Below are 26556 nucleotides of genomic sequence, written 5' to 3' on the forward strand. Positions count from 1 at the left end.
TTCTCTGGGAGTTTAGAGAGCAATCATCCCTTGCATACTGATCCGACTGTTTCTGCAATGATGCGGCTGTTCTTCTCGCTAAGAAGGAATTACGTCAAGTACATGCTCATACTCGGAATTCAGAATCACGAATATGACTAATCCTCTCTCTGATATTGCTATTTCTCCTTTTCCGGAAATTTCACCCTGGCTCTAGGAAGCTACACTTCATGCCGATTCACTTCATGCAATTTTCTCTCGAAGAGTTCTGTTAGTGTTGCTATCCTAGCCCCCCACAATAGGACTGCTGCCTCGCAGAGTTTTAATCTGGTGACTTGAGTACGCATTGGCTGTTGCAGACAGGTTCGTCTGCATGAACCAACATCCGAGGGGCGGGGCTGCTCACCAAGCGTTGTTGGTGGTTGCCGCGCTACAAGAGAAACATTGAGTCTTCGAGGCTTTACTACGGGATCGGGCTACGTCAATCGCTACCAGCGGTAGAGGAAAGTTGCACACCTTGCATGAGCTGGCTAGCGCAACTTTTTATTAGCCGGGTGGCCAAGAAAAGAGGCGACCTCCTAGGAGATGTACATGAAGGTGGGAAATCGTTTGTCCGCTTTCCAAGCCGTTGTTGATGACCAACCGAAACCCTGTTCTAGCCACGTCTTCGCTCTCGGCTAGGTGAGCAGCTACTAAAAGTAACTTCCCTAGAAGTGCTGCGTGATGTTCCTTGGCAGAGGCAATACTCGAGATAGTTTCCTTCGGCACAATCAAGATATGGACGGGAGCCTGAGGTCGTGCATCACGAAAGGCAAGTACCTCACTATCTTCCCATATAATTTCAGCAGGAACTTTACGGGAAATGATTTCTTCAAAAAGATTCATAAACTGCCAATAAGGCTGGGCAAAAGTAAGCACGTGTCACACAATCCATCCATTCTCAACCCACGGTGCTCCTAGAGCCCGCCATCCTAAAGCAAAACTTTTTACTCGAGAAGAAGTAGGAGTCGCAAAGGCACTCGCCACTTCCTTACCGCAGGAGAGGAGAAGGGGCTTCATCATGTTCCGAAGAGTTCTGGCCGCGCAGAAGCCCTTGCACCCTTCCCTTCTAAGGACTTGATCTCTTTAATAAAGTCTCCAATTCCCTGAAATTGGCGATAGGTAGACGCATAACGAACGTATGCTATGGGATCTAGTATACGCAGTTTCTCCATCACCTTTGCACCAACAGCTTTTGTGGAAATTTCCTGCCCTTGCCCAGCCTCTAGATCCTGAGTAATTTCTTCTATGCACTGCGTAATCTGCTTGATGCTGACCGGTCGTTTCTCACAGGCTCTCAAGAGACTGCCCTGGAGCTTGTAGCGATCGAACAGTTCATGGCGTCCATCTCCCTTGACTACCAATAGTTCTGATTGCTCGATCTCTTCGTAGGTAGTAAAACGTCTCTCACAACACAGACACTCACGCCGCCGCCGGATACTCTCTCCCTCCTTTGAGGGACGGCTGTCGATCACTTTGTCCTCTACAGATCCGCATCTCGGGCAACGCATTATGATTCCTGGGTTTCTAGCAACAGTGTAACGCCCCAACTATACCGGCCCATTATAGGTAACGCTTGCTTTTCGACAACCGTTTTTCATTCTTGTATTGACTTCCTGAGTAACTCTTTCCAGAAGGAAATTTTAAGGAGGTGGCGCTTGCCATACCACAGAGTGGATTGTGTGTTTTGGTGAGACTGATCTCTGGAGGCAACTCCGCATAGTGGCACCCCCTCCAATAGTTTTATGCATTCAGGTTGACAATATTGAGGTAGCGTATAGCAGAGCTAGAGGTTCCAAGCTACTTGTAAACCCCTTCAGAGTAATTTGTCTCACTCCCCTGGGTTAGGATGCACATGGCTTTTGAGCAATATCGCAGACCACGGCAGTTTCCGATCCTCAACTTCTGTCCAATGCAATTGGTTACAATCAGATTCTCTTCCTATGTTTCTCGGAGGATATGGAGGAAACTTTTCCAGCTTATGAGATTATTTGAAGGTCAAGTTGCAATTGTTACAGGTGCCAGCAGAGGAATTGGGAAAGCTATTGCCAGGCAGCTTGCCACCCTAGGGGCACGAGTTGCGATAATAAGCCACTCTGAGATGTCCTTTAGGAAGGCAGCAGAGGAGATTCGCCAGTTTGGGGGGGATGCTTATACTTATGCCGTCGATGTTTCCGACTATCATGCAGTTCAAGATCTAGGCAAGCGCATCCTAGCAGAATTCCAAAGAGTAGACATTCTTGTAAATAACGCTGGTATTGCGAGGGATGAGCTCATCATGCGTATGAGCCTAGAACAATGGGACGAGGTACTCGATGTTAATTTGAAGGGAGCTTTTAACTTCATTAAGGCCGTTAGCCGTTCCATGATTAAACGTCGTTCTGGTCGCATTATTAACATTACCTCCGTCAGTGGCGTGATCGGAAATGCAGGGCAGGCTAACTACGCTACCTCCAAAGGTGGTCTAATCGGCCTTACTAAAAGCGTTGCTAGAGAATTTGCTAGGCGTGGTATAACTGTGAACGCAATTGCCCCTGGATTCATCGATACAGACATGACTGCTGCCTTACAGGAAGGCCTTCGCGGTAAGATTACCGCGCAAATCCCTATGGGACGCATGGGAAAAGTGGAAGAGGTTGCTTCGGTAGTAGCTTTTCTAGCCAGCTCACAAGCTTCCTATATTACAGGCCAAGTAGTAGCAGTAGATGGGGGTTTAGCTATGTAAAAAGGGAATGGCAGTGATTGATACCGATGTTTAGCGTCTTAGATAAAAAGTTACCCCTAACATAGTTAGAGGCTTGTACCGGAAAGCCCTTCTGTCTTAATGCTAGCTCTGGCTTGGCTGGGGCCACACACCTGTTGTTGTCACAAGGTCTCTTCCTTTGCTGTCCATATAGTGCGGTTTTCCGCTACTGCTATGACTACTAAAATCCTACAGAGTTGGCAATTCATTCAAGATGCTGCTTCTTTAATCGAAAGGGAAGCACACCAGGCCATCAGAGTGCGCAATGAATTTCGCATTGCCCTAAGTGGGGGTAGCACGCCAAAACCCATTTTTGCAGCTTTGGCAAAGCGTGTATTGCATTGGCCTGGTACTGTGGTTACTTTTAGTGACGAACGATGCGTTGAACCAAGCGATACGCGGAGTAACTACTATATGGCATCTAGGGTACTACTCGATCATGTGCCAATTCCTACACAAAATATCCTTAGAATGAAGGGGGAACAGGATCCCGCACGGGCCGCTTCGGAGTATGAAGTTCTTCTGAGAGAACGTACTAGCGACGGAACAGTCTATCGGCATGATCTCCTCCTCCTAGGTATAGGGGAGGATGGTCATACGGCCTCTTTGTTTCGTGGAACTCGAGCTCTGGAAATAACTGATCGTCTAGTGGTTGAAAACTACGTGCCCAAGCTTGGGGCTTGGCGCCTAACCTTTACTTACCCTTTGATCAATGCAGCTCGACATGTGCTGTTTCTAGTAAAAAGTTCGATGAAGAAGGATGAAATACTCCGACAGGTCTTTGGCGGGAAGTCTGATTTTCCCTGTAGCCGCGTCTCGCCTCATCATGGCGAGTTAACTTGGCTATTGGGCAGAGCATAACTGTTCCTTCTTATGAGGGTTCTCTTCCTTACAAACGAGTATCCTCCCAATGTTTATGGTGGTGCAGGTACTCATGTGGACTATCTCAGCCGTTATCTTTCCAAGTTGGTTCAAGTTGAAGTGCGTTGTTTTGGAGACCAAATGCGGCATGCCGAGAGGCTCCGTGTACGAGGTTTTAGCTTTAATGCCTCCGAGCTCTGCTGTCCAAGGTCGCTACGTTCTGTTTTTGGCGCTTTGCAGCGGTGCTTAGATTTTAACACTATCGGGGTGGATGCTGATATTGTGCACTGTCACACTTGGTATGCATATTTTGGGGGGATAGTTGCTAAGCTTAATTACGGGATTCCGTTAGTAATCACCGTCCACTCTCTTGAGCTGTTGCGCCCATGGAAAGGCGAACAACTTGGCCGTGGTTACGATTTTACCTGCTGGCTAGAAGCAACTACCCTGAGAATGGCGGATGCTGTGATTGCCGTTTCCCTGGAAACCAAGAGGGATATTTTGCGTCTTTTTGGTCTTCCTGAACACCATGTTCATGTCGTGTACAATGGGGTTGATTTGGATGAGTATACTCCTATGCAAGGGGTAGGTACGCTGCGGAGTTATGGTATTGATCCATCACAGCCATACGTTCTGTTCATAGGAAGGATCACTCGGCAGAAGGGGATGATTCACTTGGTACGTGCGATCCGCCACTTTGTGGCAGGACTTCAAGTTGTAATCTGTGCAGGTGCCCCTGATACTCCAGAGGTAGAGATGGAAATCCGTTCTGCTATTGCGAGGGTGCAGCAGCTTCGTCAATGGCGGATTCTCTGGATCCAAAAAATGTTGGATGTACGGTCTAAGGTGGAGCTTTATAGTCATGCTTCCATATTTATTTGTCCCTCCATTTACGAGCCTTTTGGGATTATTAATCTAGAGGCAATGGCCTGTGGCACGGCAGTAGTAGCAAGTGCTATTGGAGGTATTAAGGAGGTAGTAGTAGACGGAATAACTGGCTTTCTGGTTCCTTTCAGGCAATCTCCAGATATCCCTGGTCCCATCGATGCAGATCAGTTTGAACTGGATCTTGCTGTACGAGTTAATACGCTAATGGCGGACGCAGTCCTCCGCCAAAAGATGGGAACTGCTGGACGTCTCCGTGCGGAAGGAACTTTTGGTTGGAATGTTATTGCTAGGCAGACACAGGAACTCTACAAAAGGCTCGCTGAGCTCTAGCTACCCGTGTTTATTGACCAGATTCGTATCTATGCAAAGGCAGGAGACGGTGGGACAGGCTGTTGCAGCTTTCGCCGAGAAAAATATGTACCCCACGGAGGCCCAGATGGAGGGGATGGCGGGAAGGGTGGGGATGTCATCCTTTATGCCGACGAGCATACTAACAGCTTGGTTTCTCTCTTTTATGAGCCGTTTCTTCGGTCTATGGATGGTGGAAATGGTCAAGGAAAAAGCAAATGCGGGTGTAATGCTCCTCCCAGAACAATGCAGGTTCCGCTTGGTACCGTTGTACACCGTCTGGCTCCTATCCCTAGTGGTGAAGAAGAGGGCCCCTTCCTTGGTGGAAAGGGGGCTCATCTTACCAAGTTAGACACTGTGGCCGACCTTTCTGAGAAAGGGCAAAAGTTTGTTCTCTGTAGGGGAGGAAGAGGTGGTAGGGGCAATGCGTACTTTAAGTCTTCAACCAACCGGGTTCCACGTCAGCACACACAAGGTCATTCTGGTGAAGAGGGATGGTTTGTTTTGGAGCTGCGTACTATTGCATTTGCGGGTTTGGTAGGATATCCCAACGCCGGTAAATCTACTTTGCTTTCTCGTATCTCCTCTGCACACCCAAAGATAGCTTCCTATCCGTTTACGACGCTACACCCAGTGGTAGGTGTCGTCAAACTCCCAGACTATCATCAAATTACTGTGGCAGACATCCCTGGATTAATAGAAGGCGCCCACGCCAATAAGGGGCTAGGGCACGCATTTTTACGTCACATCCTACGCTGCAAAGTGCTCCTTTTTGTCGTTGATATGGCCGGCAGCGACGGCAGAAACCCCTTGAAAGACTTTCGTGTTCTCCGCAAAGAAGTAGGCCTCTATGATCCACTGCTTGGCACCAAGCCCTCGGCAATCATTGCAAATAAAATGGACTTACCAGGCGCTGACACCAACTTAAAAGTTTTCTGCAGAGAATTTCACAAGATCCCCATCGTACCAACATCTATGGCGAGCAGGAAAAACTCCGGTCTTGTCAGGGAACTCCTAACTACCTTTTTGGAGACCTAACAAGTGCAGCATACGATTTTCTGTGGGTAGGCCAGTAATGAACCCCCGCTCCTTCCCTGTTCTAGAGTTTAAAGACCGTAACACAAGTCTAGACGATTTTTCCACAAACTTTGAGGAGTGCAGGAAGTCGTCAAATAAGGTGAACAAGGCGTTTCCGTTGTTCACGAGGTCCCTCCTCAGCGGCCCTATAGAAAGAAGGAGCCCCTTTGACTCTGAAAGCCAGGAACAAGACACAGGACTGGAACCCCCCCTAATCAAGCTTGGTTGAGCATAGCTTATGAGTATTATAGACACCTCATAAGGGCCCTGCTGCAAATTTTGTTAACTAGCCCCCCTATTTTTTTCCATGAGTCTTCCGATCCCTCCTGCACTCCAGCTTGCTTTATTCCTTGCACTAAGATACCTCAAACCCAGGCGTGCACTCCTCTCTGTTATTACCGCAATCTCAATTACTGGAGTTACCCTCGGTGTGACAGTGCTCATTCTTGTGACTGCTGTGATGGCAGGGTTTGAGCTGGAGCTACGCCGCAAAATCGTCGGATTTGAGCCCCACTTGACTATTACATCACATGGAGCACTCTCTGACTGGCGCAAACTTGCGAAAAGGGCACTCCCCCGCGAGCACGTTACGAGTGTTGCGCCTTATGTTCAAGGGCCAGTTATTGTTGAGTTCAACCGTTTGTGTATAGCCCCTAATATGCGCGGGATGCACCATGATTTCGACCTAATACTTACCAACATACGTAAACTAATTTGCAATGGGAGGTTCAACCTTATGGGTAACAATATTATTTTGGGCCTCGCACTTGCCAATACTCTTGGTGTTAAGGTGGGGGACAAGGTTTCCGTCTGTTCCTCTGCTAGCCTGCATACAGCCCTCTCCGAGCTTGACCGCGCGCACTACCAAAAAAATCATGGAAGTAGTTACAGCGTCCTCTTGCAAAGACTGCAGCATATAATCCGTCCAAAGTCCCTTACCGTGGTCGGCATATTTCAAACAGGTCATTACCTCTATGATAGCGAGTTTGTCCTTGTCCCACTCCATATTGGGCAAGAACTCTATAATTTAGGTGATAATGTCCATGGCCTTGCTGTTAAAATTTCCGATCCATATAAGTCCGGAAAAGTAAAGGAGGACTTCCTACATACTTTTTCCACTGCTGCCAGAATAGATACTTGGATAGAAAAAAACCGAGCGCTTTTTGACGCCATTCGCATGGAGAGGAATGTGATGTTTTTTCTCCTCATGTTCATTATTCTCGTAGCCGCCTTCAGTATTATGAACACTCTGATCACCATCACTGTTCAGAAGACACGTGAGATTGGAATTCTAAAGGCATTGGGTGCACAAACGTGGCAAGTAGTAGGAGTGTTCATTATGCAGGGCATGGTAATTGGACTGCTTGGTACTATGGCTGGGCTGGGCCTAGGAATGTGCCTGATACATTACCGTAATGAAGTCAGCCGTTGGGTAACTTCCACGCTAGGCATTGAAGTCTTTCCAAAGGACATATACCAGTTTGCGGAAATCCCGGCGGAAGTTATTGCCTCCGACGTTTGTACTATATGCATTAGTGCATTCCTTATCTGTGCTTTGGCTGCAGTGTTGCCTGCTTGGTTTGCCGCGCGCCTTGACCCAGCTAGGGCTTTGCGATACGGATAAGGCCTTTGGAGGTGTAGGGCGTGCTTCACAATAAGTAAACGTCCAGGCTTCCTTAGTATCTCTGTCACCCATTTTCTCAGCAGCCGTAGCTCAATTGGACAGAGCATCTGACTACGGATCAGAAGGTTCAGGGTTCAAGTCCCTGCGGCTGCGCTAACAATTAAAACTTACGAGTTTAGTCCAAGCAATATAGCCACCGGCGTTGGCCTCCTTCCGCCAAGGTTCAGTCAACAATTTCCAGCATGCTAGGAGGTCGTAAGGTTTTGGACAATAAGAACCTAATAACTTGCTGAGAGGGGGGATAGAGTCCTATAGGTTGGGAGCCTTTTGGCCTTATTTCCTTTTAGTTGCATAGCATATCCCTTCTGTGGCCTACCTAAGGCAGTGAGTGTAGTTTTTTCAAGGAGCTCCATGTCATCTAAGCTAGTGGGAATGGGATGAATTTTCAGAGGAGGGAAGACCTCTAGTTCCTCTGGAGGAAAATTTGAACCGCTGCCCGAAGAGGTTTCCTAAAAACAGCCCTTTATCTTTCGCCTGAGCCTCTCTAAGGACGCTTTTGACCTTCTCTGCTTTCCTAAAAAGCAGATTTCCAGGTTTTCGAAGTTCCTCATACTACATATCCTGAAGGGTACCCTTAAAAACTTCTAGCGCCTTGCGAATCAGAGGATCATCTTTAAAAGCTGCCGCAGGGTTTTGGGGGGCTGCTGGGGATTGTGTATGATGTAGAATGTCTTCTTTATGGGAAGAGAAACCTTCCAATAGTTCAACAGCAAGACGAGTAGGGACTCCTCTTATTTTTGAAAGGTGTTTCTCTAGTATAGGCTGGATGTCTGCCCAAAAGATGGAATCGAATTGTGCCCTAAAAGGCCTTGGGAAGCACACATGTAATGTGTTTCCTTCGAAGGAAATGGCCCGACCCTCTTCTAACCAACGAAATTTAATAGATCCCTGCTTCATCACCTCTGCAACAACTGTTCCCCAAATGACCTGAGCATTGCTAGGTTGCTGCGTGGTGTCGGACCCGTCCTTCTCCACACAGGGAACACCTTCACTAGGCAGATGGGCACTTTTTTCTTCAGGTCTTTTCGAGCAAGAAAGTGTACTAGGAGGGTGAGAAATGGTTGTCTCTCCAGATAGGGCGGTGAGGGTAGTTAGCACATCATCTAAGCTAGCTCGCTCGAGCAAATGTGCTGCTTTGATAATAGCGATATCCATTTGCAGCTGAGTATCGATGGCCCACTTCATGCGAGATTGCTCTTCTGCCAAGAGATCAAGCAGCTCAAGGAGCTTGCCCTGCTGTACACACAATGCTTGCTCCTGGGCAGCTGGGTGTGTGGAGGAATCTGGTGTCACTTGTTGAATGAGTACATTGCGTAGCCACACAATCCAGCTTTCAAGCAGATGAGAGAGCGAGCAACCTCGATCCGCTTGGTCAGCAGTTAGTTCTAGTGCTTCTTTAGTTCTCCTGTGGAGGACTAAAGATGAAAGATCAACGATCGTATGACTGGATGTCAGTCCAAAAATCGATAAAACATCGGACTCAGTAACCCGGTTATTACAAAAGGCAACTGCTTGGTCTAACATAGACTCAGCGTCTCGCAAACTCCCTTCCGCAGCAGCAGCAATAGCCTTTAGGGCCTCTTCCTCTACATCAATTTTTTCCCTGGAAGCGATAGTTTTTAAATGGGTAGTGATCAGTTGTGCTGGGATACGCCTCAAATCAAAACGTTGACACCGACTAATGATGGTAGGAGGCATCTTATGAACTTCTGTCGTGGCAAGGATAAACTTCACATGTGAAGGAGGTTCTTCCACGGTCTTTAGCAATGCGTTGAATGCCCCAGAGGAAAGCATATGTACCTCATCGATGATGTAGACCTTGAAAGGACCTCGCACAGGAGAAAAGGAAACACCCTCACGGAGTTCTCGGACATTTTCCACACCATTATTACTTGCTCCATCAATTTCCAATACATCCAGCGAGCGGCTTTCTGCAATTTCTATGCAGGAACCACAGACTCCGCACGGGTTTATTGTGGGCCCTGTTATGCAGTTAAGGGCCTTGGCAAGAACGCGAGCAACAGAAGTTTTTCCAACGCCGTGCGGTCCAACAAAAAGATAAGCTTGGGCGAGGCGCTGAAGCTGTATAGCATTCCGTAATGTGTTTACAACATATCCTTGCCCAACGAGTTCTGTAAATGTTTGCGGGCGATATTTTCTGGAAAAGACCTGATAGCTCACCGAATAAAAAGCAGGCAGTGGACCATGGAAGCGGAAGACGCAAAAAGAGCGGGTGTCACCCTAGCAGCTCTTCTGCAAGAAATTCAATGGATAATTGAAGCATGGTAGGGATTAGTCTCTAAACTACTCGGCCTTCAGTACTACAATATGTATGTCATGTGACCAGCCCATATTAGGTAGGTAGGTAGGCCTACACGCTTCAGTGCAAAATAGACTGGAAAATCTCCCGTGAGGGTTTTATAGGACAGGGAAGCCACACGCTACCTTCTTGCGACTTTCTTACCGCTATACTGCTTGATGCATCGTTTCTTCCTGCCTCCCGAAATTTTTCGGCACTCCCCTCCCTCCCTTACTGGGCTAGAAGCCCATCACTGTCTCAATACATTGAGACTTCCGGTGGGGGAGCACGTTACTGTATTTAACGGACGTGGAAGTGAGGCAAAAGTAACCATTTCTTGCATCAAAAAAGATAAGGTGTTACTGAGTTCTCTTACACGCCTTAGCTTTACACCTCGCCCTCCTGTAGAAATTACCCTTGCGCAGGCAATCCCCAAGGCAAGGAGCATGGGTTGGATTATTCAAAAAGCAGTAGAGTTGGGTGCTGCTCGTGTTGCTCCCTTGATCTCCGAAAGAACTGTGGTTCAGATAGATTCCAGAGAAGGGAAAAGAAAACAGTCTAGATGGGAGAGAATCGCCATCAGGGCATGCGAGCAGTGCGGTCGGAATTGGCTCCCACATATTTTGCAGCCAAGTTCTCTCGAGGAATTCCTTCAGTCCATAGGCACGAAGGATTTCCTTTTGATTGCTTCCCTTCAACCGGATGCTTGCAGACTCAAAGAGGTTCTTGCTAGCTACCTCCAGAAATATGGTAAGCCGAGGCATGCTACGATTCTTGTAGGCCCTGAGGGGGATTTTACACTGGGAGAAATAGCTCTGGCCAAGGGTGAAGGATGCCAACCTGTTACGCTAGGTCCTATTGTGTTGAGAACTGAAACCGCTGCGATATACTGCCTGAGCGTTCTTTCGCACGAGCTGGGTCTGTGCTCACCTTACAATGAATAAAGGAGAGCTCCCATTTTTGGGGGCCGCGAGGGGTGTTGTGTCAACTTTAATGGAGGAGCTTTATGCAAAACGATTTGGTCGTTACAATCACGGAATCAAACTTTGAGAGCCTGGTTATTCAGGAAGCTTTGCCGGTCTTAGTGGATTTTTGGGCACCATGGTGTGGTCCATGCCGAATGCTCGAGCCAATAATCAGTCAGATTGCCTTGCAAGTTCAAGGAAAGGCGGTTATAGGGAAAGTGAATATCGATGAAAATCCAAGGGTTGCTGAGCGGTTTCATATACAGGCTGTTCCTCAGATCTTTTTTTTCCGGAAGGGTGAGGTCAGGGACAGGAGTGTGGGCTACATCAGTAAGGCGGCCCTGCTCTCTAAGCTGGATGCCGTCATTCTTGCTGCCGACCCGTAGGTATGGCGGCGGGTTTGCTTTCTGTCGCTGTAGGACTCGAAGATGATGGTATACGCGGTTTTCTCCCCCCCCAAAAACCCCCCCTCAGAGGGGTCTCTCCGTAGTTTCTACGGGGTATATTAAAGCCCCCCGTACAGCAACAGCAAGTTCTCTTCGCTCTGTTTAGCCAGCAGTCTTTGGCTGGAATGCGTATGCTGCCCTGTCTGGCCAGCGTTTCTCATGCTTTGCACATGCATTCCTCAATTTTAAACTCTAGTCCTAGGATAGTCTTGGTGGTTTCAAAGGCCCAAACTGTGGCAGGGCCCTCCTTTGTTTTCCCTGCACGCTCTCCTTAAGGGCCTCTGTGTGGTACGATCTTGGGAGAAAGCTACTTTTTGGAATTCTGAGCCACTGACTTGACCGATCGAGTTTTTGACGGGGGTTTCTGGGGAAAAGAACACAGCCGATGCCAGCGCGGCAAGGCTTTCCAGGCAAGAGGGATGGTAGAAAGAGTGAAAATGCCAATGACTACAATTTCAAAGTTCTTCCTAACAAGGGGAATGTTTCCAAAAATCCACCCAGCAAGTATCGTGGAGGTAACCCATGCGATGGCCCCAGCAGCATTAAAGAGTAAGAACCTCTGATAATGCATTTTTCCCATCCCGGCTACAAAGGGAACCATGGTACGAAGGATGGGTAAAAACCGTGAGATAACTACAGCTTTTCCACCATGCTTTGCAAAGAACGTTGTCGCACTCCATAGATATTTTCCCCTTGGGGAGGTGGCACCTCTCCTGAAGAAAGACATCCCAAACTGCTTTCCAACGCTGTAGTTCACTGCGCCGCCGATAAAAGCTGCTATGGTGAGCAGAGCAATGCAGAGCCTGACGCTAAAATAGTTACGAGCAGCGAGGGTCCCAACGGTAAAAAGCAGTACATCTCCAGGTAAGAAGGGAGTAATTATCAACCCGGTCTCAAAAAAAACAATGGAGAAGAGGAAAGCATAGGTCCAAAATCCATAGTGACTGCGGAGGTGCTCCAAGTAGTAATCTATTTTGAGTAGATGTTCAACAATGCTGTAAATGTAGGAGATGGCAGCTTCCATATCGGAACATCGGCAGGCATAAACTAGCAAGGAAGGTAACAGTAAACTTTATACAGATGCCCGCTCTTGCTTAATCTACTTCTGCTTACCCATTTTTGAATGATCCTATCTTGCCCTGTGGAGGATGGCTCTCCACACTATCAACGATAGCCGTGATACTTTCCCCAGAAAACCTAGTGGCCTTTGCTGAGAATGTGCATCGTCAGGGGGCACGTCTTGTTCTAACAAATGGCTGCTTTGACCTCTTACACGTCGGCCATGTGCGCTACTTACAGCATGCTAGAAGCCTAGGTGACGTTTTGCTGGTAGCAGTAAATTCAGACGCCTCCATTAGGAGCCTAAAGGGGGCAGAACGTCCAGTAAATAGCCAAGAAAACCGAGCGGAAATCTTGGCAGCTATAAGGTGCGTGGACTGTGTTACAATCTTCGATTCTTTACGGGCGACTCAGGTTATTCAAAAAGTACGTCCAGTTTTATATGCAAAGGGAGGAGACTATACTGTAGACACATTAGACCCAGAAGAAGCTACCGCTCTTGTTGAGGTGGGCGCTGAAATTCGGTTTATACCACCGACTCTTGGCTATTCGACGACGTCCCTTATTGGCCGATTACGGTAAGGATGGATCATACAACTGAGGTAAGTAAAGAATGCATCCACACTGCAAGCAGTGTGTAATGGATTTTTCAGACTTCACAAGAACGATTATCTGCGGAGTAGCCTTCATATGACAGCCCGAGCAGACATCATGTTCTATAGGCACCACAGCCTGACCATTTTTACTTTTAAAAAGTCTGGAATATTGATCGAGAAGGTCAACGTCAATACCTGCGCTCAATCTGACATGCGCAGCTTCCAACTCGCGAACGTTAACTTCAAGTGTGGCTATGCGAATGGCCAGTTTTGACAGCTGAGTCTCTAACTTTTTGCGTTCGTCGGTATGGTTTTTTTGAGCTGCCTTCAAGAGAAGATGACTCTTTTCAGCTTCTTCCATAAGTTCAAGTTGACGTTCTTCGATTTTGAGGATTGCCGCCTCAGCTACCAAAATTTCGTGACTTAGTGCTACATATTCCTCGTTTTTGCGAGCTTGAAGTTGGTGCTGTTTGTAACGGGCAATAGCAGCTCTTTTGGCTTGTACATCAAGTTCTAAACGATTCGCTTCCAAGTCAATTTCCCGTGAATGGGTTTTGATATGACTTAATTGTGTAGATGCCTTTGCAAAGGCTGTCTCACTGGCAAGCCTTTGTGCAGGGATAGATACTAGTTCTAGACGAAGTGTGCGTAGTTTTTGGTCGGAATGTTGAAGAATAAGTAATTTTCTGATTTCTGGGATCATCGGTAGATTCAATTTTGACAGGGAGAAACTGGGGACTCCAAGTTGCCCCACAGCAATTTATTCTGGAATAAGGATTAGGATTCCCAGTTCCGCTTTTCTTTTAGGAGGGACGTGTATACCCTGCTTCCCAGGCAGGTGTTGGGAAAAGCTCCCCGAAGAAACCGTCCCTATGAGGGAGATTACTACCATTTGGTTGTAAGTGGCAGCAAAATGCTTCTAGGATACCTGACTACATCGTTTACACCCAGCCTCGCATTCTCCCCTTTAGTTTTTCAGCTATCGCTAACACCAAGAGTAAGTTTAAGCTCTTTAGGAAGCCAGGGACGAAAACTTGCTAAGGCTGCGTAAGCGTCTCGATCTACTCCGCAAGCAGTCAGTATATGTGCAGCGCTTTTTTCTTCCGGAAATCTTAAGGCAGATCGCACTTAATCAGAAAATTGACCTGGGCAAGTAGGGATCCTATAGTCAGCCCCACTGTTCCGTAAGAAAAAAGCTTGTTTCTCTCTATAAATCCGCTAGGGGCAAAAAGTCTTATCCAGAACCATATCCGTACTTTTGTAGTGAAACATGATGTTCAATCACAGATTTACAGCGTAAAGAAAGAGGCAGTGCTATCTTCTGTCGCCAACACGCATACCACGATCCTTCCACAAGTTCGTTCTTGTACAGAGAACTACCAAGTCTTGATTGAATCTAATTCAGGGCTAATGGAGTTCCTTTCCGATATTTCCTCTCTGCTAGATATCGCCTTAGATACGGAAGCCGATAGTCTGCACTGCTATTTTGAGAAATTGTGTCTGATTCAGATCAGTACAAATTCAGCAACGGTGTTAATAGATCCCCTGTCTGAGGTAGAGTTGAAATTACTTTTCAAGGGTCTTCTCAACAAGAGAGTGGTTTTTCATGGAGCGGACTACGACTTAAGGCTGCTAGCGCGCTATGGGGAGTTCAGCCCACATGAGATTTTTGATACTATGATTGCTGCACGCCTCCTAGGTTACAGCCAGTTGGGACTTGCAGCTTTAGTGGAACGTTTTTTTGGTGTAAAGCTTTCTAAAGCTTCCCAGAGGGCAAATTGGGCGTTGCGCCCATTGCCGCAACAAATGATAGAATATGCGGCAAACGATACAAAATTCCTTTTACCTCTGGCAGGGATTTTAGAGGCAGAAATTGTTCGCCTGGGACGCCAGGAGTGGCTACGCCAATCTTTGGAACGTATGTTCCGCCTGACTAAAACTCACAAAGAAAGAGATCCGAACAGAGCTTGGCGTATTGCAGGTTCAGCAGCTCTACAGCCTTATGCTCAAGCGGTGCTGCGAGAACTTTGGAATTGGAGGGAGGTAGAAGCTCGTGAATGGAACCGTCCCCCATTTTATGTCATGAGTAATGAAGATATGCTGAAGATTGCAGAATCGGCAACAAAAGGCGTCTTTTCTTCTCCTCCCCGATTTTCATCTTCTCGTCGCAAGCGCTTTAGGCAAACTCTTGCTAGAGCTCTCCAGATTCCAGAAGATTACTGGCCCTTACAGGATAAGCCAACCAGGTATCTTCCAAGTAAGCAGGCGGTAGAAGAGTTTGGTCGACTAAAAAGGTTGCGTGATGAAATTGCTAGGGAGGAAAAGCTGGATCCAGCGATTATTGCACCAAGAAGCATCTTGGAATCAATCGCTTTCCAGAAAAATCTTTCTGGTCTTATGGATTGGCAAAAGCGCTTGCTTCAGCTTAGGTAGGGCTATCTTTACGTGAGCGGTTTCCTGATTCCACTTGATGTCGGACTTCTCAAGAGAAGCTATTCAGGGCGCTCTATTGGACACAAAATTTATGTGTTTGATCAGGTTTCTTCCACTAATGATGTGGCTTTAAAATGGGGGGAAAGTGGGGAGCCAGATGGATGTGTTGCCATAGCAGAGTCTCAAAGCGCCGGTCGAGGACGCTTTGGGAAAGGCTGGCATTCTGCGTCATGCTGTGGCATTTGGTGTTCCCTGTTGCTGCGTCCTTCATTCTCTCCAGCGCAGGTTACCTGTTTGACCCCGTTTGCTGTAATTGCTGTCGCTTCCTCTATCCGCCACTTACTCGGGTTGGAGGTTGCTTTGAAACTACCGAACGACCTGTACCTTTCCAAAGGGAAGGTCTGTGGACTTTTGATTGAAGCACGCACAGGAGAGCGCTTTTTTGCCGTAGTGGGTATTGGGATTAATGTCAATCAGCACCACAGCGATTTTCCCATAGAGCTTCAAGATGTTGCAACCTCTTTACGGGAAGAAACTGGTACTCTTCATGACCGTACTCAGATTGCCCTAGTTCTGCTTACTGAGTTAGACCATCTCTATGCTCGCCTAGCGGACCACTTTCCTGCAATTCAGTCCCTGTATGAGACCTGGCCACAGTGGAAAGGATATAAGGATATTTCCCCTAACAAGGAAATTTGCTAGGCGTAACTTCTTTTCTTTGTTCCCTTTGTTCCCTTTCAGTAGCGGGTCTCTTGGAAGTTTCCCCATATAGTAGAGTGTATTTCTCCCATATTTATGTTGGCAGGTAATATAGAGAAAGAGGGTTGATCTTTCTGTCTGGGAGGATACAAGCACAGGCGGTCCAGTCTGGAATTTAGACTGTTCCCGTTCGAATGTCTGTTCCCGGATGATGCGGCTCACCTGGGAAGGGCATGGAGCTAATAGAGATAGAGAGGTAGTTTTATCAAAGTGGTAGCTTGCGGGAAGTGAAGCTGCCAAAAGCGACATTTACTAGGTTATGTAAGAACAAGCTGGACTAGAAGTAATCAGGGGCAACCGCGTCAAGAAATCGATTTCGTGTAATATTTATTGGGAGAGGGCAATCCTTCAAACGTCCCGGTGCACAGAGGAAACAACTTCCCAAGGCTGGCTGAACAATTATCCGCCGATACGTGGCTGTTACTGCCGCTCCAGCATGCTGTTCATTTTGTCCTCATTTTATTCCATAGACATAGACCTTCTGTCTATGCTAGGAGGTTCCTCTCTCGTTCGGTGCAGAAATCCCTAATATTCCTTGAGCCTCAATGTCTCTTCTGTTCCTGTTGACTGTGCTTCCAGAACAATTCTAGCTATAGAAACTTCTTGTGATGAAACGGCAGTTGCTCTTCTCCGAGGTTTTGGTGAGGTGCTTTTTAGTGACATAGCTTCTCAAGCGAGTATTCATGCTCGGTACGGAGGGGTAGTGCCTGAGATTGCTTCCCGCAGTCATTTGGATGTTCTGCCACTCTTAATAGAACGGGCGTTTTATGAATCAACAGTGTCCTTGAAAGAAGTGGATTTATATGCAGCGACTGCTGCCCCGGGACTACCATCAGCATTAATTGTTGGGACTTCTCTTACCCGTGGGCTAGCACTTGGAGCTGGTCGGCCATTCGTTCCCATCAACCATATCGAAGGGCATCTTCTTTCTCCATTTTTTGGAGAAGAACGTATTGAGCCTCACATTGCCCTGGTCGTCAGTGGTGGACATACCTTATTATTTGATATTCAAGGGTTTGAGCGCTACAAGCTTCTTGGGGGTACTCGGGATGATGCTGCAGGTGAAGCCTTTGACAAGGTGGCAAAGTTCTTGGGGCTCTCCTACCCAGGAGGTGCTAGGATCGATGCACTTGCCAAGCGCGGGGATGCTTCCTCCTACGCATTCCCTCGAAGTATGTTGCATTCAGGAGATTGGGATTTCAGCTTTAGCGGCCTTAAGACAGCTGTGCGATCCTTTCTAGAAAAGAAAAGTAGTCGAATAAGTCTTCCAGACCTCTGTGCCTCCTTCCAGGAGGCAGTGGTAGACATCTTAGTTACAAAAACTCTCCATGCTGCTTGTGTCTATCGGCATTCACTGATTACTGTAAGCGGAGGGGTAAGTTCCAATAGCAGACTTCAAACTAAGATGAAGGATGCTTGTGCTGATGCTGGCATTTCACTCCGTGTGGCGGGCCCTGAACTACAGACCGACAACGCCCTCATGATCGCCTTCACTGCGGCTCATAAACGCCAATAACCCCCCTCCCACAAACACCATACCTAGAAAACCTAGAAAAGTCGGGAGGGGGACTTTTTCCAGCTTGATTTTTCGGCTCTCGTAGGCTAAGGACCCCCCTGGATCACAGGATACTGTGTAAGTATTCCGGCACCAGAGCGGATAGCCTGTAAGCTCGTATGAAGAGATATCTTCTTGTCTTCCTCATAGCCTCTCTTGCAACAACCCTCCATGCCAAGTTTAGAGAAGAATGGCAGACGGATTATAGAAAGGCTCTCAAGCAGGCAAGGACAGAGCACAAGCAGGTTCTGCTAAACTTCACAGGTTCAGACTGGTGTGGATGGTGTATACGCCTTAAGAAAGAGGTTTTTGACCAGCCTGAATTTATTCGGCTTGCTGAGAAGCATCTGGTCTTAGTCGAAGTGGACTTTCCTCAAAGCGGGTCTCTTCCAAGGAGGGTGCTGGAGCAAAATAAAAAACTGAGAAGGGGGTACTGCGTTGAGGAATTTCCGACCCTTGTGCTTCTTGATTGCAATGGAAAAAAGTTAAAGGAGCGGACAGGTTACATGGAAGGGGGAGTAGCGGAAATAAGGCGGTGGATACACGCACCCCTATTGTGAGGCAGTAGGGGGGGGTAAGACGGCGAAGGAGGAACGGCTGGAGGTAGGGTTGTGATTTTCCCATCAATCTACCTGCCAGTTCTGCCTGATTAGGACTCCGCTCCTGGAAGGTTCCATTAATTTTCCAAAATATTTAACACCAACTAGGGATAATAGTTTTGGTTTCTTTTGTTGCGTCCAATGTTCAGCCTTAACGGATAGAGCAGAGGAAGTCATCATTCCCTGAGGGAATCCTGAGAGGAATAAATAAGAGAACAGATGCTAGCCAAATTGAATGGAGTCCTAGGACCAAACCCCCTTTGGACCTAACCACATCCCGTAGCAGACTAGGTATTTCAGTTGGAAACAAAACACCCGAGGAAGGGGTAGTAAGTAGACAGGAAAAGCGGGTGAAGGGAATCGAACCCTCACTTGAGGCTTGGGAAGCCACCGTTCTACCATTGAACCACACCCGCAGTGTAAAGACCTTGCCTACCACAGCCTTACGAAGGGACTCAATACAAAAAACATACCTGGCTAAGCAAGGCTAAAGCCATGCGCGGTCGCTCAAAGTATGGGTCGAAACGTCCAAAACCTGGAACTGAGAAAGAAGCGCATGGGAGGATGAAAAAAAACTAGACTTTTTTTAAAGCAAAAAGTTGACTTTGAAACGAGTTTAGGTGTAGCGTTGCGCTCGTGGATGTTTCCACCAGGCCGGGGGTTTCGCTAGGAAACAACTGTGTGGGATATGAGTGGAATGGCGCTGACGGTGGCTATAATGGATAACATTCTTGAGTCGAGGGAGCTACAGGTTGAGAGGAAGCACTTCTTTATTGAGTTTCGAGAGAACGATCGGGGGCGTTTTCTGAAGATCACTGAGGAAGCGCATGGGAGGAGGAACTCTGTCATTATTCCGAGTACTGGTCTAGAGGAATTTGGCCAACATCTGAGACAGCTTCTTTCCAATTTCCTATTGCCGGCTGAAAAAAATTGAATTCCTTGTGGCTTCTTACATGCTGAGCCGATGGTGGATGGAATTAGAAGCGGAGGAAAACCTGGGAGGCCTAGGTGACGGCGCCAGGTATTTCGGGTTCGGTGCGTTGTGGACGCCTCCGTTGATAGGTGGGGTGGTGTCTTGTAGTTAATTTCCCGTTATCATGTCCAAAAAAACAGTCACTAAGAACAGCGCGGAGTCCTTTTTTACCAGAGCCGATGGAGAGAGGAAGTTGCGTGCAGAAAGATTACTCGTTGGGAAGGCAACGCCGTTGCCTACCGGGCCAACAGTTTCACTTCGTACTTCAAGCAAACTAGGGGGGAGGAAGTACGTTTTTTCCTTTGGGGACGGCAAAGCAGATGGTAACGGTAGCCTCCGTGCTTCACTAGGTGGAAAGGGGGCAAATCTTGCGGAGATGACGAGAATTGGACTTCCTGTCCCACCCGGTTTTACCATTTCGACTGAGGTCTGTACCTATTACTACAAGCACGGATACGTGTACCCAAGAGCTCTAGAAAGTCAGCTTCGAGCAGCACTGTCAAAAACCGAAAAATCGGTTGGGAAGAGGTTAGGCGACGCAGAAAGCCCGCTACTTCTCTCTGTCCGCTCCGGCGCTCGAGATTCGATGCCAGGTATGATGGATACCATCCTCAACCTTGGAATAAATGATGAGACTGTGGAGGTTATAGCTGCTAAGACTGGTAGCCCTCGATTTGCGTGGGACGCTTACCGCCGTTTTCTCCAGATGTATGGAGATGTAGTCATGGGTGTACAGCGCCATATGGGCGAACACCATGATCCTTTTGAGGAGGTAATCAATGCACTCAAACAAGAAGTTGGGATCGAAAAAGATGACGAGTTCTCTGTAAGGGATCTCAAAAAGCTGGTAGCTTCTTTCAAGGCTTTAATTGAGGAACGGAGTGGAAAAAGTTTCCCACAAGAGCCCTTGGAACAACTTTGGGGGGCCATTAGCGCAGTTTTTCGTTCTTGGCAAAACGATCGTGCGACTGTCTACCGCCGAAAATATGGTATTCCCCATGAATGGGGTACGGCAGTGAATGTGCAGGCCATGGTGTTTGGCAACATGGGAGAAACTAGCGCCACCGGGGTTGTCTTTACTCGTAATCCCGCTACTGGAGAAGAGGCCTTCTACGGAGAGTATCTCATCAACGCGCAGGGAGAAGATGTAGTGGCCGGGGTGCGCACCCCGCAACCAGTGTCTCAGTTGCAGAAGGAAATGCCAACCACTTATCGTCAACTACTGGCTGTACGCCATATTCTGGAGAAGCACTTTAGGGATATGCAAGACTTGGAGTTTACCATTGAAGAGAATCGGCTTTATATCCTCCAAACGCGCAGCGGAAAAAGGACTGGGACCGCTGCAGTAAGGATTGCGGCGGAAATGGTGAAAGAACGCTTAATCACCAAAGAAGAAGCTCTCCTGCGTATTCCTGCTGACTCGCTGAGTCATGTGCTTGCTCCCATCTTTGATCCAGCCTCTAAGGAGAAAGCTCAATTAATTGCTACAGGGCTCCCTGCAGGACCAGGCGCCGCCAGTGGCCATATCTTCTTCCAGGCAGAAGATGCAGTCACTTTTTCTCAGAAAGGAGAAAAAGCTCTTCTGGTTCGTGTAGAAACCTCTCCTGAGGATCTAAGGGGCATGATTGCAGCAGAAGGCATTCTTACTGCCAGAGGTGGAGTATCCTCACACGCGGCCTTGGTAGCACGCCAAATGGGCAAAGTCTGCGTTTGCGGCGCCTGCATGCTTCGCATTGATTACCGCACGAAGACTATCGCTACAGGAAAGATCACCTTAAGGGAAGGTGATTTTATTTCTATCGACGGAACAACCGGGGAGGTTTTTGCCGGTGAAGTTAGGACCTCTCCTTCCGAGGTAGTTCAAGTACTCGTCAATAGGACGCTGGAACCTTCTCGTTCCAAAATCTACAAAAACTTTGCTCTCCTTATGGGTTGGGCAAACAAATACAGCAAGCTGCGCATCCGTGCGAATGCAGATACTCCTGAACAAGTAGCCAATGCCATTGCATTTGGAGCCCAAGGCGTGGGTTTGTGCCGTACTGAGCACATGTTCTTCGAAGGGAACCGAATTGATGCCATGCGAGAGATGGTTCTTGCTGCTAGCCCGGAAGAGCGCCGTACTGCTTTGGAAAAACTGCTACCCTATCAGAGGGAGGACTTTGTTGGTATTTTCCGTGCGCTAAGAGGTTTGCCAGCTACCATTCGTTTATTAGATCCTCCTCTTCATGAATTTCTTCCGCATGACTCTTTGCAACAGAAGAGCCTAGCGGACAGTCTGAATATCCCAGTGGAGACGCTCATAAAGCGCGTTCAGGAGTTGCATGAGTTTAATCCTATGCTGGGGCTGCGTGGGTGTCGCCTAGGTATGGTGTATCCAGAAATTTCTGAGATGCAGGCATGCGCTGTGTTCGAAGCGGCAGCGTTGGTACAGAAGGAGGGTATTAAGGTACACTTGGAAATCATGGTTCCATTAGTTGGATTCTCCAAGGAATTTAAAATACAGAAAGACCTTGTGCAGCAAGTAGCCAAGGATGTTGCCAGGAGACTTCAAACGAAGTTTAATTATCTCATTGGAACAATGATTGAAGTTCCCAGAGCAGCGTTGATAGCCAGTGCAATTGCAGGAGAGGCTGACTTCTTTAGCTTTGGTACGAATGATCTTACCCAGACAAGCCTTGGTATGAGCCGAGATGATGCTGGCTCTTTCCTGCCGGCTTACATGGAAAGGGAAATCCTGCCTGGGAACCCTTTTGCTAGCATCGATCAAGAGGGGGTCGGGCGCCTTATGGAAATAGCCATTGAAGGGGCTCGCAGAACACATCCTGGCATTAAGCTCGGTGTTTGTGGTGAACATGGAGGAGACCCAAACAGCGTGAGATACTGTTATCATCTAGGACTCACTTATGTAAGCTGTAGTCCATTCCGCGTTCCAATTGCCAGGATTGCTGCAGCCCAAGCCGCTTTGGGAGCAAGATAAGGAAAAGTGTGGGAGCCTCTTCTCGGTTACTACATCCATGATCTAAGCCCATTCTTTATCTCCTGGCATGGTTTTGGAATCCGTTATTACGGTCTTTCTTATGCACTGGGGTTTCTCTGCGCATTTTGGCTCTATCGATGGTTGGCTCATCACGGGTATTCCAACATGCAACCTGATCAGGTAGGGAAGCTCATCTTTCTATGGTGTGCATTAGGAGTGCTCATTGGGGGGCGGCTTGGATACCTGTTCCTCTATGAGATATCTTCCTTCCTTTCTAAACCTTGGACGTTCTTTGCAATTTGGCAAGGTGGTATGGCCAGCCATGGAGGTATAGCAGGCGCTGCGATAGCCATCGCTATCTACACTAGAAAGTGCAAGATGTCCCTTCTTAGTACAGGTGATAATATGGCGGTGGTAGCTCCTGTAGGGATCTTTTTTGGACGTTGTGCAAACTTCGTCAACGGCGAACTCTTTGGAAAAGCCACCGAGGTCCCTTGGGCAGTCCAATTCCCCCGAGAACTCCTTTACTGCAGTAATCCACAAAAAATTCGGTCAATTCTCGTGCAAGCCTCTAAAATCCGACCAGATTTTTCTTCCTTGGATACTCTTATTTCTAGCGTTACCACCTCGTCGGAATTACGCTGCTTTCTAGGCCGAATCCTCACTCCTAGACATCCATCCCAACTCTATGAAGCTCTACTAGAGGGAATAGTGCTTTTTACTGTTCTATGGTCATTGCGCACCCGTTTCCGGCTTCCTGATGGTTTGTCGGCGGGCCTGTTTTTCCTGCTTTATGCATCCTTTCGCTTCCTAGCAGAGTCTTTTCGTGAGCCTGATGCACCGCTCATTATAGGGATGTCGCGCGGACAGTTCTTCTCTCTTTTTTTTATCCCTCCTGGGATCATTTTCAGTCTAGTGGCAATTTTTGCACACCGTTACCCTACATTCTTTCACAAAAGCTCCTGAATACAAAACGGGACATACCTCATAGGAATCAGTTCGTATCCTCAAAAACAAAGCAACACTGGTGGAGCTTGCCATTTGCTGGAGCGGAAAGTAGAAATAATCCACATCATGAACGCCAGTCTGGTTACGCCTCTGCTGTGGGTAACGAGTGTTGTCCATGAAAATACGACTAATGGGCCCCAACTTTAGAAGCATTGTCCGTACAGCAAAGGAAGCCTTACTTGTAAATCTTCAAGTCAGCACCTTGGCCGCCCTCCTTTTGGAGGAGCTCTTCCCACAGAATACCGCAGGCGGAGGATCCTAATATTGACTATTGACTAACATTCCTCCACTGTGAGGCATGGTGGATTGCTTAATCCCCTCCTGCCCAGAGGGATGTGGCACACATGGGTGGCGAATTTCTACAAAATGTTTTGATTCAAGTCTCAGCGTTCTGGATGGGAAGAGTGCACTACATACCCGGTAAAGTTACGTTGTTGAACTCGGAGATCCTTCACCAAATTAGTTCGCTTGCATAGCATGAGGAGGGAGACTAGTTACCTTTATTGTCCCTAATGAAAAAGACCTTGTTAGATAAAGTATGGGAAGCGTATACCGTTCGCCCGTTACCCAATGGGCAGACGCAGATCTTCATTGGTGCTCACCTTATCCATGAGGTAACAAGTCCTCAGGCGTTTGGGATGCTGCGGGACCTTGGATTAAAGGTGCTTTATCCAGACCGCACATTTGCAACCGTGGATCATATTGTTCCTACCACCGTAGCACTCTTTCCTGATCCTCTAGCAGAAGAGATGATTCGCGCTTTAAGAACAAATTGTGCTGAGTTTGGAATCCAGTTTTTTGATACCTCGACTGGACGTCAAGGTATTGTGCACGTCATTGGCCCTGAAGAGGGGATTACCCAACCTGGCATTACCATCGCCTGCGGCGATTCTCATACTTCTACCCATGGGGCATTTGGAGCAATTGCCTTCGGTATTGGAACTAGCCAAGTACGGGACGTCTTGGCTACACAAACTATCGCCCTGCACAAGCCTAGAGTACGTCGTGTTAACGTAGAGGGTAAATTGGCTGCTGGCGTTTATGCCAAAGACGTGATTCTCCATATTATCCGCAAATTAGGTGTCAATGGAGGTATTGGTTTTGCATATGAATACGGCGGTAGCACTTTCGACTTCTTCAATCAAGAGGAGCGGATGACTGTATGCAACATGTCCATTGAGGGTGGAGCACGCGTTGGCTATGTCAACCCAGATTCCACTACGTTTGCCTACCTAAAAGGGAAACCATTTGCTCCTCCGCTACAGCAGTGGGTCGCTGCAGTGACACAGTGGGAGTCATTCTCCTCAGACCCAGACGCCAGCTACGATGACATGGTTAGCTTTCAAGCGGAAGAAATACTTCCAACGGTGACATGGGGAATCCATCCTGGACAGTCCATTTCTATCGAAGAAAGAGTTCCAGCTCCGGAGGAGCTGTCCACCAAAGACCGTGCTGCTGCTCGAGAAGCATTGCAACACATGCAGTTGAAAGCTGGACTACCTATTAAAGGAACCAAGGTGGATGTCGCCTTTTTAGGCAGTTGTACCAATGGGAGACTGACGGATCTCCAAGAGGTAGCACGCCACCTTAAAGGCCATAGGGTGAAATCGGGAGTTAAGGCCATTGTTGTTCCCGGTTCACAAAGAGTGGCAGCAGCAGCCGAAGAGTTAGGCGTGGCGGAAATATTTCGAGAAGCCGGGTTTGAATGGCGTGGGGCTGGGTGTTCTATGTGTCTGGCAATGAACCCTGATAAGCTTTCCGGCAGTCAGCTTTGTGCAAGTTCCAGTAATCGCAACTTTAAGGGCCGCCAGGGTAGTCCAAACGGGAGGACTGTGTTAATGAGCCCACTTATGGTAGCAGCGGCAGCCATAAGAGGTGAGATTAGTGATGCTCGGGAGATATTTTCAATTCGGTAAAGAGACTGCACACTGTCAATTTTCTTATCTATGGCTCTGCAGAAGATTCTCACCGTAACTGGAAAAGCAGTTAGCATTCCTAGCAACGATGTGGACACAGATCGCATTATTCCCGCACGTTTTTTAAAGTGCGTAACTTTCGATGGATTGGGGCAGTATGCATTTTATGACGAGAGATTTAGGAAAGATGGTACTGCAAAGCTTCACCCACTCAACGACCCTCAGCATAAGAATTCTAGCATTCTCATTAGTGGTTCCAACTTTGGCTGCGGGAGCTCTAGGGAGCATGCTCCCCAGGCTCTTTATCGTCACGGATTTCGGGCGATTTTAGCAGAAAGTTACGCAGAGATTTTCTTCGGTAATGCAACCATGTTAGGTATGCCATGCCTCTCTCTATCAGCAGAGGCGCTGGATATACTAACTGAGTTTTCAGCGACAAATCCGCTATCCGAATTTATTGTTGATATTGCTTCTAGCAGAGTAGTTATAGGAGAGCAGGTTTTTCACGGGAGCCTTCCTGAACATGCACGAGAGGCATTCATCCAAGGCAAATGGGACCCTATTGTTGATCTTCTAGAAGGTATTTCATTAACCCAAAAGCTTGCAGAAAAAGTCAGCTTTTTTAGGCCGGCAACGAAGCCTGGCACACATACATAAGGGTGTCAGAGCGCGGTCCTTTCTAGAGATAGGAAAGGCTACATATGGGAGTGGGTTTGCCCAAAGTTTGCGTAACTTTGGCGGCTTAGCGGCAGAGTTTGAACAAACTCTGTGAAGCTTGATAAGTTGCCCTTAGGAGAGTCTCAACAGCAGGCGACTTCTTCTGGCTATAAGCTGAGTCTCTTTGTTGGAATGATTCTATGGTATGCAGACTCTAGTTAGCTGTTGGGTGGTTGCAGAAAAAGAAAAGATCACATGCCTCATGGAGGATCTTTTGGTATGTTCCCCATCCCCCTCCTAACGGAGGGAAGGATCCTTCTGTTGTGCAAGCACGGAAGAAACACGTTCCCAATTGCCAATCACACTTCGGGAAGTGTCCCTCTTGCAAAGCTGTAACAAAAAAACCCCATCCAAGGTATCGGCTATATGTTTTCCTCTCTCCTCTAAGTACACATGACACAGCCCCCGAACAGCCTCCACAGCCTTTGAATTACCGGTCATATTCGCAACAAAAGTAGAAAGTCCCAATATGTGTCTTCTCTCCCAGGCTAGTTTTTCGACTGTCAGCCAAACAACAAGGCTAGCGAGAGACGAGAAAAATGATGCGAAAGCGTTGGCAAGTAGGAAAATCCTATACTCTCTGTTTTTTTGCACCGTCCGGCAAATCCGGCAAACTGGAATCCCCATCATCCCCA

The 26556-nt window shown here is 47.7% G+C and carries 23 protein-coding genes and 2 tRNA genes; 18 read left to right on the top strand and 7 right to left on the bottom strand.

Annotated features, from left to right (window positions below):
- Nucleotides 1-525 precede the first annotated feature (525 nt).
- The gene (locus AMD24_RS02250; RefSeq protein WP_062100482.1) at nt 526-864 is read right to left on the bottom strand and encodes a histidine triad nucleotide-binding protein; all 339 of its coding nucleotides are present in this window, start codon (nt 862-864) and stop codon (nt 526-528) included.
- A 173-nt stretch (nt 865-1037) separates the two neighbouring features.
- The gene (gene nrdR, locus AMD24_RS02255) at nt 1038-1529 is read right to left on the bottom strand and encodes a transcriptional regulator NrdR (protein WP_062100865.1); all 492 of its coding nucleotides are present in this window, start codon (nt 1527-1529) and stop codon (nt 1038-1040) included.
- A gap of 470 nt (nt 1530-1999) precedes the next feature.
- Here nrdR and fabG point away from each other — a divergent pair, with 470 nt between their 5' ends.
- The 6 genes from fabG (at nt 2000) to AMD24_RS02290 (ending at nt 7712) form a co-directional block, all read left to right on the top strand.
- Nucleotides 2000-2743 carry a 3-oxoacyl-[acyl-carrier-protein] reductase gene (fabG, locus tag AMD24_RS02260; protein WP_062100866.1) on the top strand — a complete coding sequence of 248 codons (744 nt, stop codon included), beginning with the start codon at nt 2000-2002 and terminating at the stop codon, nt 2741-2743.
- Nucleotides 2744-2935: 192 nt separating this feature from the next.
- Nucleotides 2936-3622 (top strand): 6-phosphogluconolactonase, encoded by a 687-nt coding sequence (gene pgl / locus AMD24_RS02265; RefSeq protein WP_082383077.1) that lies wholly within the window; start codon nt 2936-2938, stop codon nt 3620-3622.
- 12 nt (nt 3623-3634) lie between these two features.
- Nucleotides 3635-4840, top strand: a complete 1206-nt coding sequence (gene glgA / locus AMD24_RS02270) for a glycogen synthase (protein ID WP_062100484.1) — start codon at nt 3635-3637, stop codon at nt 4838-4840.
- A gap of 6 nt (nt 4841-4846) precedes the next feature.
- On the top strand, nt 4847-5896 hold the full coding sequence (obgE, locus tag AMD24_RS02275; RefSeq protein ID WP_062100485.1) for a GTPase ObgE: 1050 nt from the start codon (nt 4847-4849) through the stop codon (nt 5894-5896).
- Between the two features lie 346 nt (nt 5897-6242).
- Nucleotides 6243-7559 (top strand): FtsX-like permease family protein, encoded by a 1317-nt coding sequence (locus AMD24_RS02285; RefSeq protein ID WP_062100487.1) that lies wholly within the window; start codon nt 6243-6245, stop codon nt 7557-7559.
- Between the two features lie 79 nt (nt 7560-7638).
- Nucleotides 7639-7712, top strand: a tRNA-Arg gene (locus AMD24_RS02290).
- Nucleotides 7713-8171: 459 nt separating this feature from the next.
- Here AMD24_RS02290 and dnaX read toward each other — a convergent pair.
- Nucleotides 8172-9800 carry a DNA polymerase III subunit gamma/tau gene (dnaX, locus tag AMD24_RS02295; protein WP_062100488.1) on the bottom strand — a complete coding sequence of 543 codons (1629 nt, stop codon included), beginning with the start codon at nt 9798-9800 and terminating at the stop codon, nt 8172-8174.
- Between the two features lie 297 nt (nt 9801-10097).
- On the opposite strand from dnaX, the gene AMD24_RS02300 reads away from it, so the two are divergent.
- Nucleotides 10098-10862 carry a 16S rRNA (uracil(1498)-N(3))-methyltransferase gene (locus AMD24_RS02300; RefSeq protein WP_062100489.1) on the top strand — a complete coding sequence of 255 codons (765 nt, stop codon included), beginning with the start codon at nt 10098-10100 and terminating at the stop codon, nt 10860-10862.
- Between the two features lie 62 nt (nt 10863-10924).
- Nucleotides 10925-11269 carry a thioredoxin gene (gene trxA / locus AMD24_RS02305; RefSeq protein ID WP_235503167.1) on the top strand — a complete coding sequence of 115 codons (345 nt, stop codon included), beginning with the start codon at nt 10925-10927 and terminating at the stop codon, nt 11267-11269.
- 367 nt (nt 11270-11636) lie between these two features.
- On the opposite strand, the gene AMD24_RS02310 is transcribed toward trxA, so the two are convergent.
- The gene (locus AMD24_RS02310; RefSeq protein ID WP_062100490.1) at nt 11637-12353 is read right to left on the bottom strand and encodes a VTT domain-containing protein; all 717 of its coding nucleotides are present in this window, start codon (nt 12351-12353) and stop codon (nt 11637-11639) included.
- Between the two features lie 95 nt (nt 12354-12448).
- On the opposite strand from AMD24_RS02310, the gene AMD24_RS02315 reads away from it, so the two are divergent.
- On the top strand, nt 12449-12970 hold the full coding sequence (locus AMD24_RS02315) for an adenylyltransferase/cytidyltransferase family protein (RefSeq protein WP_235503168.1): 522 nt from the start codon (nt 12449-12451) through the stop codon (nt 12968-12970).
- Here AMD24_RS02315 and AMD24_RS02320 read toward each other — a convergent pair.
- Entirely contained in the window at nt 12962-13687 is a 726-nt protein-coding gene (locus AMD24_RS02320; protein WP_062100492.1) for a zinc ribbon domain-containing protein, read from the bottom strand. The genes AMD24_RS02315 and AMD24_RS02320 overlap by 9 nt on opposite strands.
- Nucleotides 13688-14247: 560 nt before the next feature.
- Between AMD24_RS02320 and AMD24_RS02325 the strand changes: the two genes are divergently transcribed.
- The 4 genes from AMD24_RS02325 (at nt 14248) to AMD24_RS02340 (ending at nt 18291) form a co-directional block, all read left to right on the top strand.
- Nucleotides 14248-15417, top strand: a complete 1170-nt coding sequence (locus tag AMD24_RS02325; protein ID WP_148565179.1) for a ribonuclease D — start codon at nt 14248-14250, stop codon at nt 15415-15417.
- A gap of 12 nt (nt 15418-15429) precedes the next feature.
- A complete protein-coding gene (locus tag AMD24_RS02330; RefSeq protein WP_062100494.1) occupies nt 15430-16119 on the top strand; it encodes a biotin--[acetyl-CoA-carboxylase] ligase in 690 nt (229 codons plus the stop codon).
- 592 nt (nt 16120-16711) lie between these two features.
- A complete protein-coding gene (gene tsaD, locus AMD24_RS02335) occupies nt 16712-17692 on the top strand; it encodes a tRNA (adenosine(37)-N6)-threonylcarbamoyltransferase complex transferase subunit TsaD (protein WP_062100495.1) in 981 nt (326 codons plus the stop codon).
- Between the two features lie 158 nt (nt 17693-17850).
- Entirely contained in the window at nt 17851-18291 is a 441-nt protein-coding gene (locus AMD24_RS02340) for a thioredoxin family protein (RefSeq protein ID WP_062100496.1), read from the top strand.
- A gap of 384 nt (nt 18292-18675) precedes the next feature.
- Here AMD24_RS02340 and AMD24_RS02345 read toward each other — a convergent pair.
- Nucleotides 18676-18746 (bottom strand) — tRNA-Gly (locus AMD24_RS02345).
- 272 nt (nt 18747-19018) lie between these two features.
- On the opposite strand from AMD24_RS02345, the gene AMD24_RS02350 reads away from it, so the two are divergent.
- From AMD24_RS02350 to leuD, 5 genes are all read left to right on the top strand, one after another.
- Nucleotides 19019-19264, top strand: coding sequence for a DNA-binding protein (locus tag AMD24_RS02350; RefSeq protein ID WP_235503169.1), 246 nt, complete (start codon nt 19019-19021; stop codon nt 19262-19264).
- A gap of 163 nt (nt 19265-19427) precedes the next feature.
- The gene (gene ppdK, locus AMD24_RS02355) at nt 19428-22280 is read left to right on the top strand and encodes a pyruvate, phosphate dikinase (protein WP_082383018.1); all 2853 of its coding nucleotides are present in this window, start codon (nt 19428-19430) and stop codon (nt 22278-22280) included.
- 6 nt (nt 22281-22286) lie between these two features.
- Nucleotides 22287-23246 (top strand): prolipoprotein diacylglyceryl transferase, encoded by a 960-nt coding sequence (gene lgt, locus AMD24_RS02360; RefSeq protein ID WP_062100497.1) that lies wholly within the window; start codon nt 22287-22289, stop codon nt 23244-23246.
- Between the two features lie 554 nt (nt 23247-23800).
- Complete coding sequence (gene leuC / locus AMD24_RS02365; protein WP_062100498.1) at nt 23801-25204, top strand: 3-isopropylmalate dehydratase large subunit; 1404 nt, start codon at nt 23801-23803, stop codon at nt 25202-25204.
- Nucleotides 25205-25234: 30 nt separating this feature from the next.
- Nucleotides 25235-25861, top strand: coding sequence for a 3-isopropylmalate dehydratase small subunit (leuD, locus tag AMD24_RS02370; protein WP_062100499.1), 627 nt, complete (start codon nt 25235-25237; stop codon nt 25859-25861).
- A 297-nt stretch (nt 25862-26158) separates the two neighbouring features.
- Here the strand turns inward: leuD and AMD24_RS02375 are convergent, their stop codons facing one another.
- Nucleotides 26159-26548, bottom strand: a complete 390-nt coding sequence (locus tag AMD24_RS02375; protein ID WP_158404362.1) for a hypothetical protein — start codon at nt 26546-26548, stop codon at nt 26159-26161.
- Nucleotides 26549-26556: the final 8 nt, after the last annotated feature.

Origin of the sequence: Candidatus Xiphinematobacter sp. Idaho Grape, assembly GCF_001318295.1 — a bacterium.
Taxonomy (GTDB): Bacteria; Verrucomicrobiota; Verrucomicrobiia; order Chthoniobacterales; family Xiphinematobacteraceae; genus Xiphinematobacter.

Excerpts from the sequence above, each read along its gene's own strand:
- glgA (WP_062100484.1), top strand. The coding sequence starts at position 3,635 with ATGAGGGTTCTCTTCCTTACAAACGAGTATCCTCCCAATGTTTATGGT.
- AMD24_RS02340 (WP_062100496.1), top strand. The coding sequence starts at position 17,851 with ATGAAGAGATATCTTCTTGTCTTCCTCATAGCCTCTCTTGCAACAACC.
- fabG (WP_062100866.1), top strand. The coding sequence starts at position 2,000 with ATGAGATTATTTGAAGGTCAAGTTGCAATTGTTACAGGTGCCAGCAGA.
- pgl (WP_082383077.1), top strand. The coding sequence starts at position 2,936 with ATGACTACTAAAATCCTACAGAGTTGGCAATTCATTCAAGATGCTGCT.
- nrdR (WP_062100865.1), bottom strand. The coding sequence starts at position 1,529 with ATGCGTTGCCCGAGATGCGGATCTGTAGAGGACAAAGTGATCGACAGC.
- AMD24_RS02375 (WP_158404362.1), bottom strand. The coding sequence starts at position 26,548 with ATGGGGATTCCAGTTTGCCGGATTTGCCGGACGGTGCAAAAAAACAGA.
- trxA (WP_235503167.1), top strand. The coding sequence starts at position 10,925 with ATGCAAAACGATTTGGTCGTTACAATCACGGAATCAAACTTTGAGAGC.
- AMD24_RS02320 (WP_062100492.1), bottom strand. The coding sequence starts at position 13,687 with ATGATCCCAGAAATCAGAAAATTACTTATTCTTCAACATTCCGACCAA.
- leuC (WP_062100498.1), top strand. The coding sequence starts at position 23,801 with ATGAAAAAGACCTTGTTAGATAAAGTATGGGAAGCGTATACCGTTCGC.
- AMD24_RS02285 (WP_062100487.1), top strand. The coding sequence starts at position 6,243 with ATGAGTCTTCCGATCCCTCCTGCACTCCAGCTTGCTTTATTCCTTGCA.
- AMD24_RS02310 (WP_062100490.1), bottom strand. The coding sequence starts at position 12,353 with ATGGAAGCTGCCATCTCCTACATTTACAGCATTGTTGAACATCTACTC.
- AMD24_RS02250 (WP_062100482.1), bottom strand. The coding sequence starts at position 864 with ATGAATCTTTTTGAAGAAATCATTTCCCGTAAAGTTCCTGCTGAAATT.
- ppdK (WP_082383018.1), top strand. The coding sequence starts at position 19,428 with ATGTCCAAAAAAACAGTCACTAAGAACAGCGCGGAGTCCTTTTTTACC.
- leuD (WP_062100499.1), top strand. The coding sequence starts at position 25,235 with ATGGCTCTGCAGAAGATTCTCACCGTAACTGGAAAAGCAGTTAGCATT.
- AMD24_RS02300 (WP_062100489.1), top strand. The coding sequence starts at position 10,098 with ATGCATCGTTTCTTCCTGCCTCCCGAAATTTTTCGGCACTCCCCTCCC.
- AMD24_RS02350 (WP_235503169.1), top strand. The coding sequence starts at position 19,019 with ATGAGTGGAATGGCGCTGACGGTGGCTATAATGGATAACATTCTTGAG.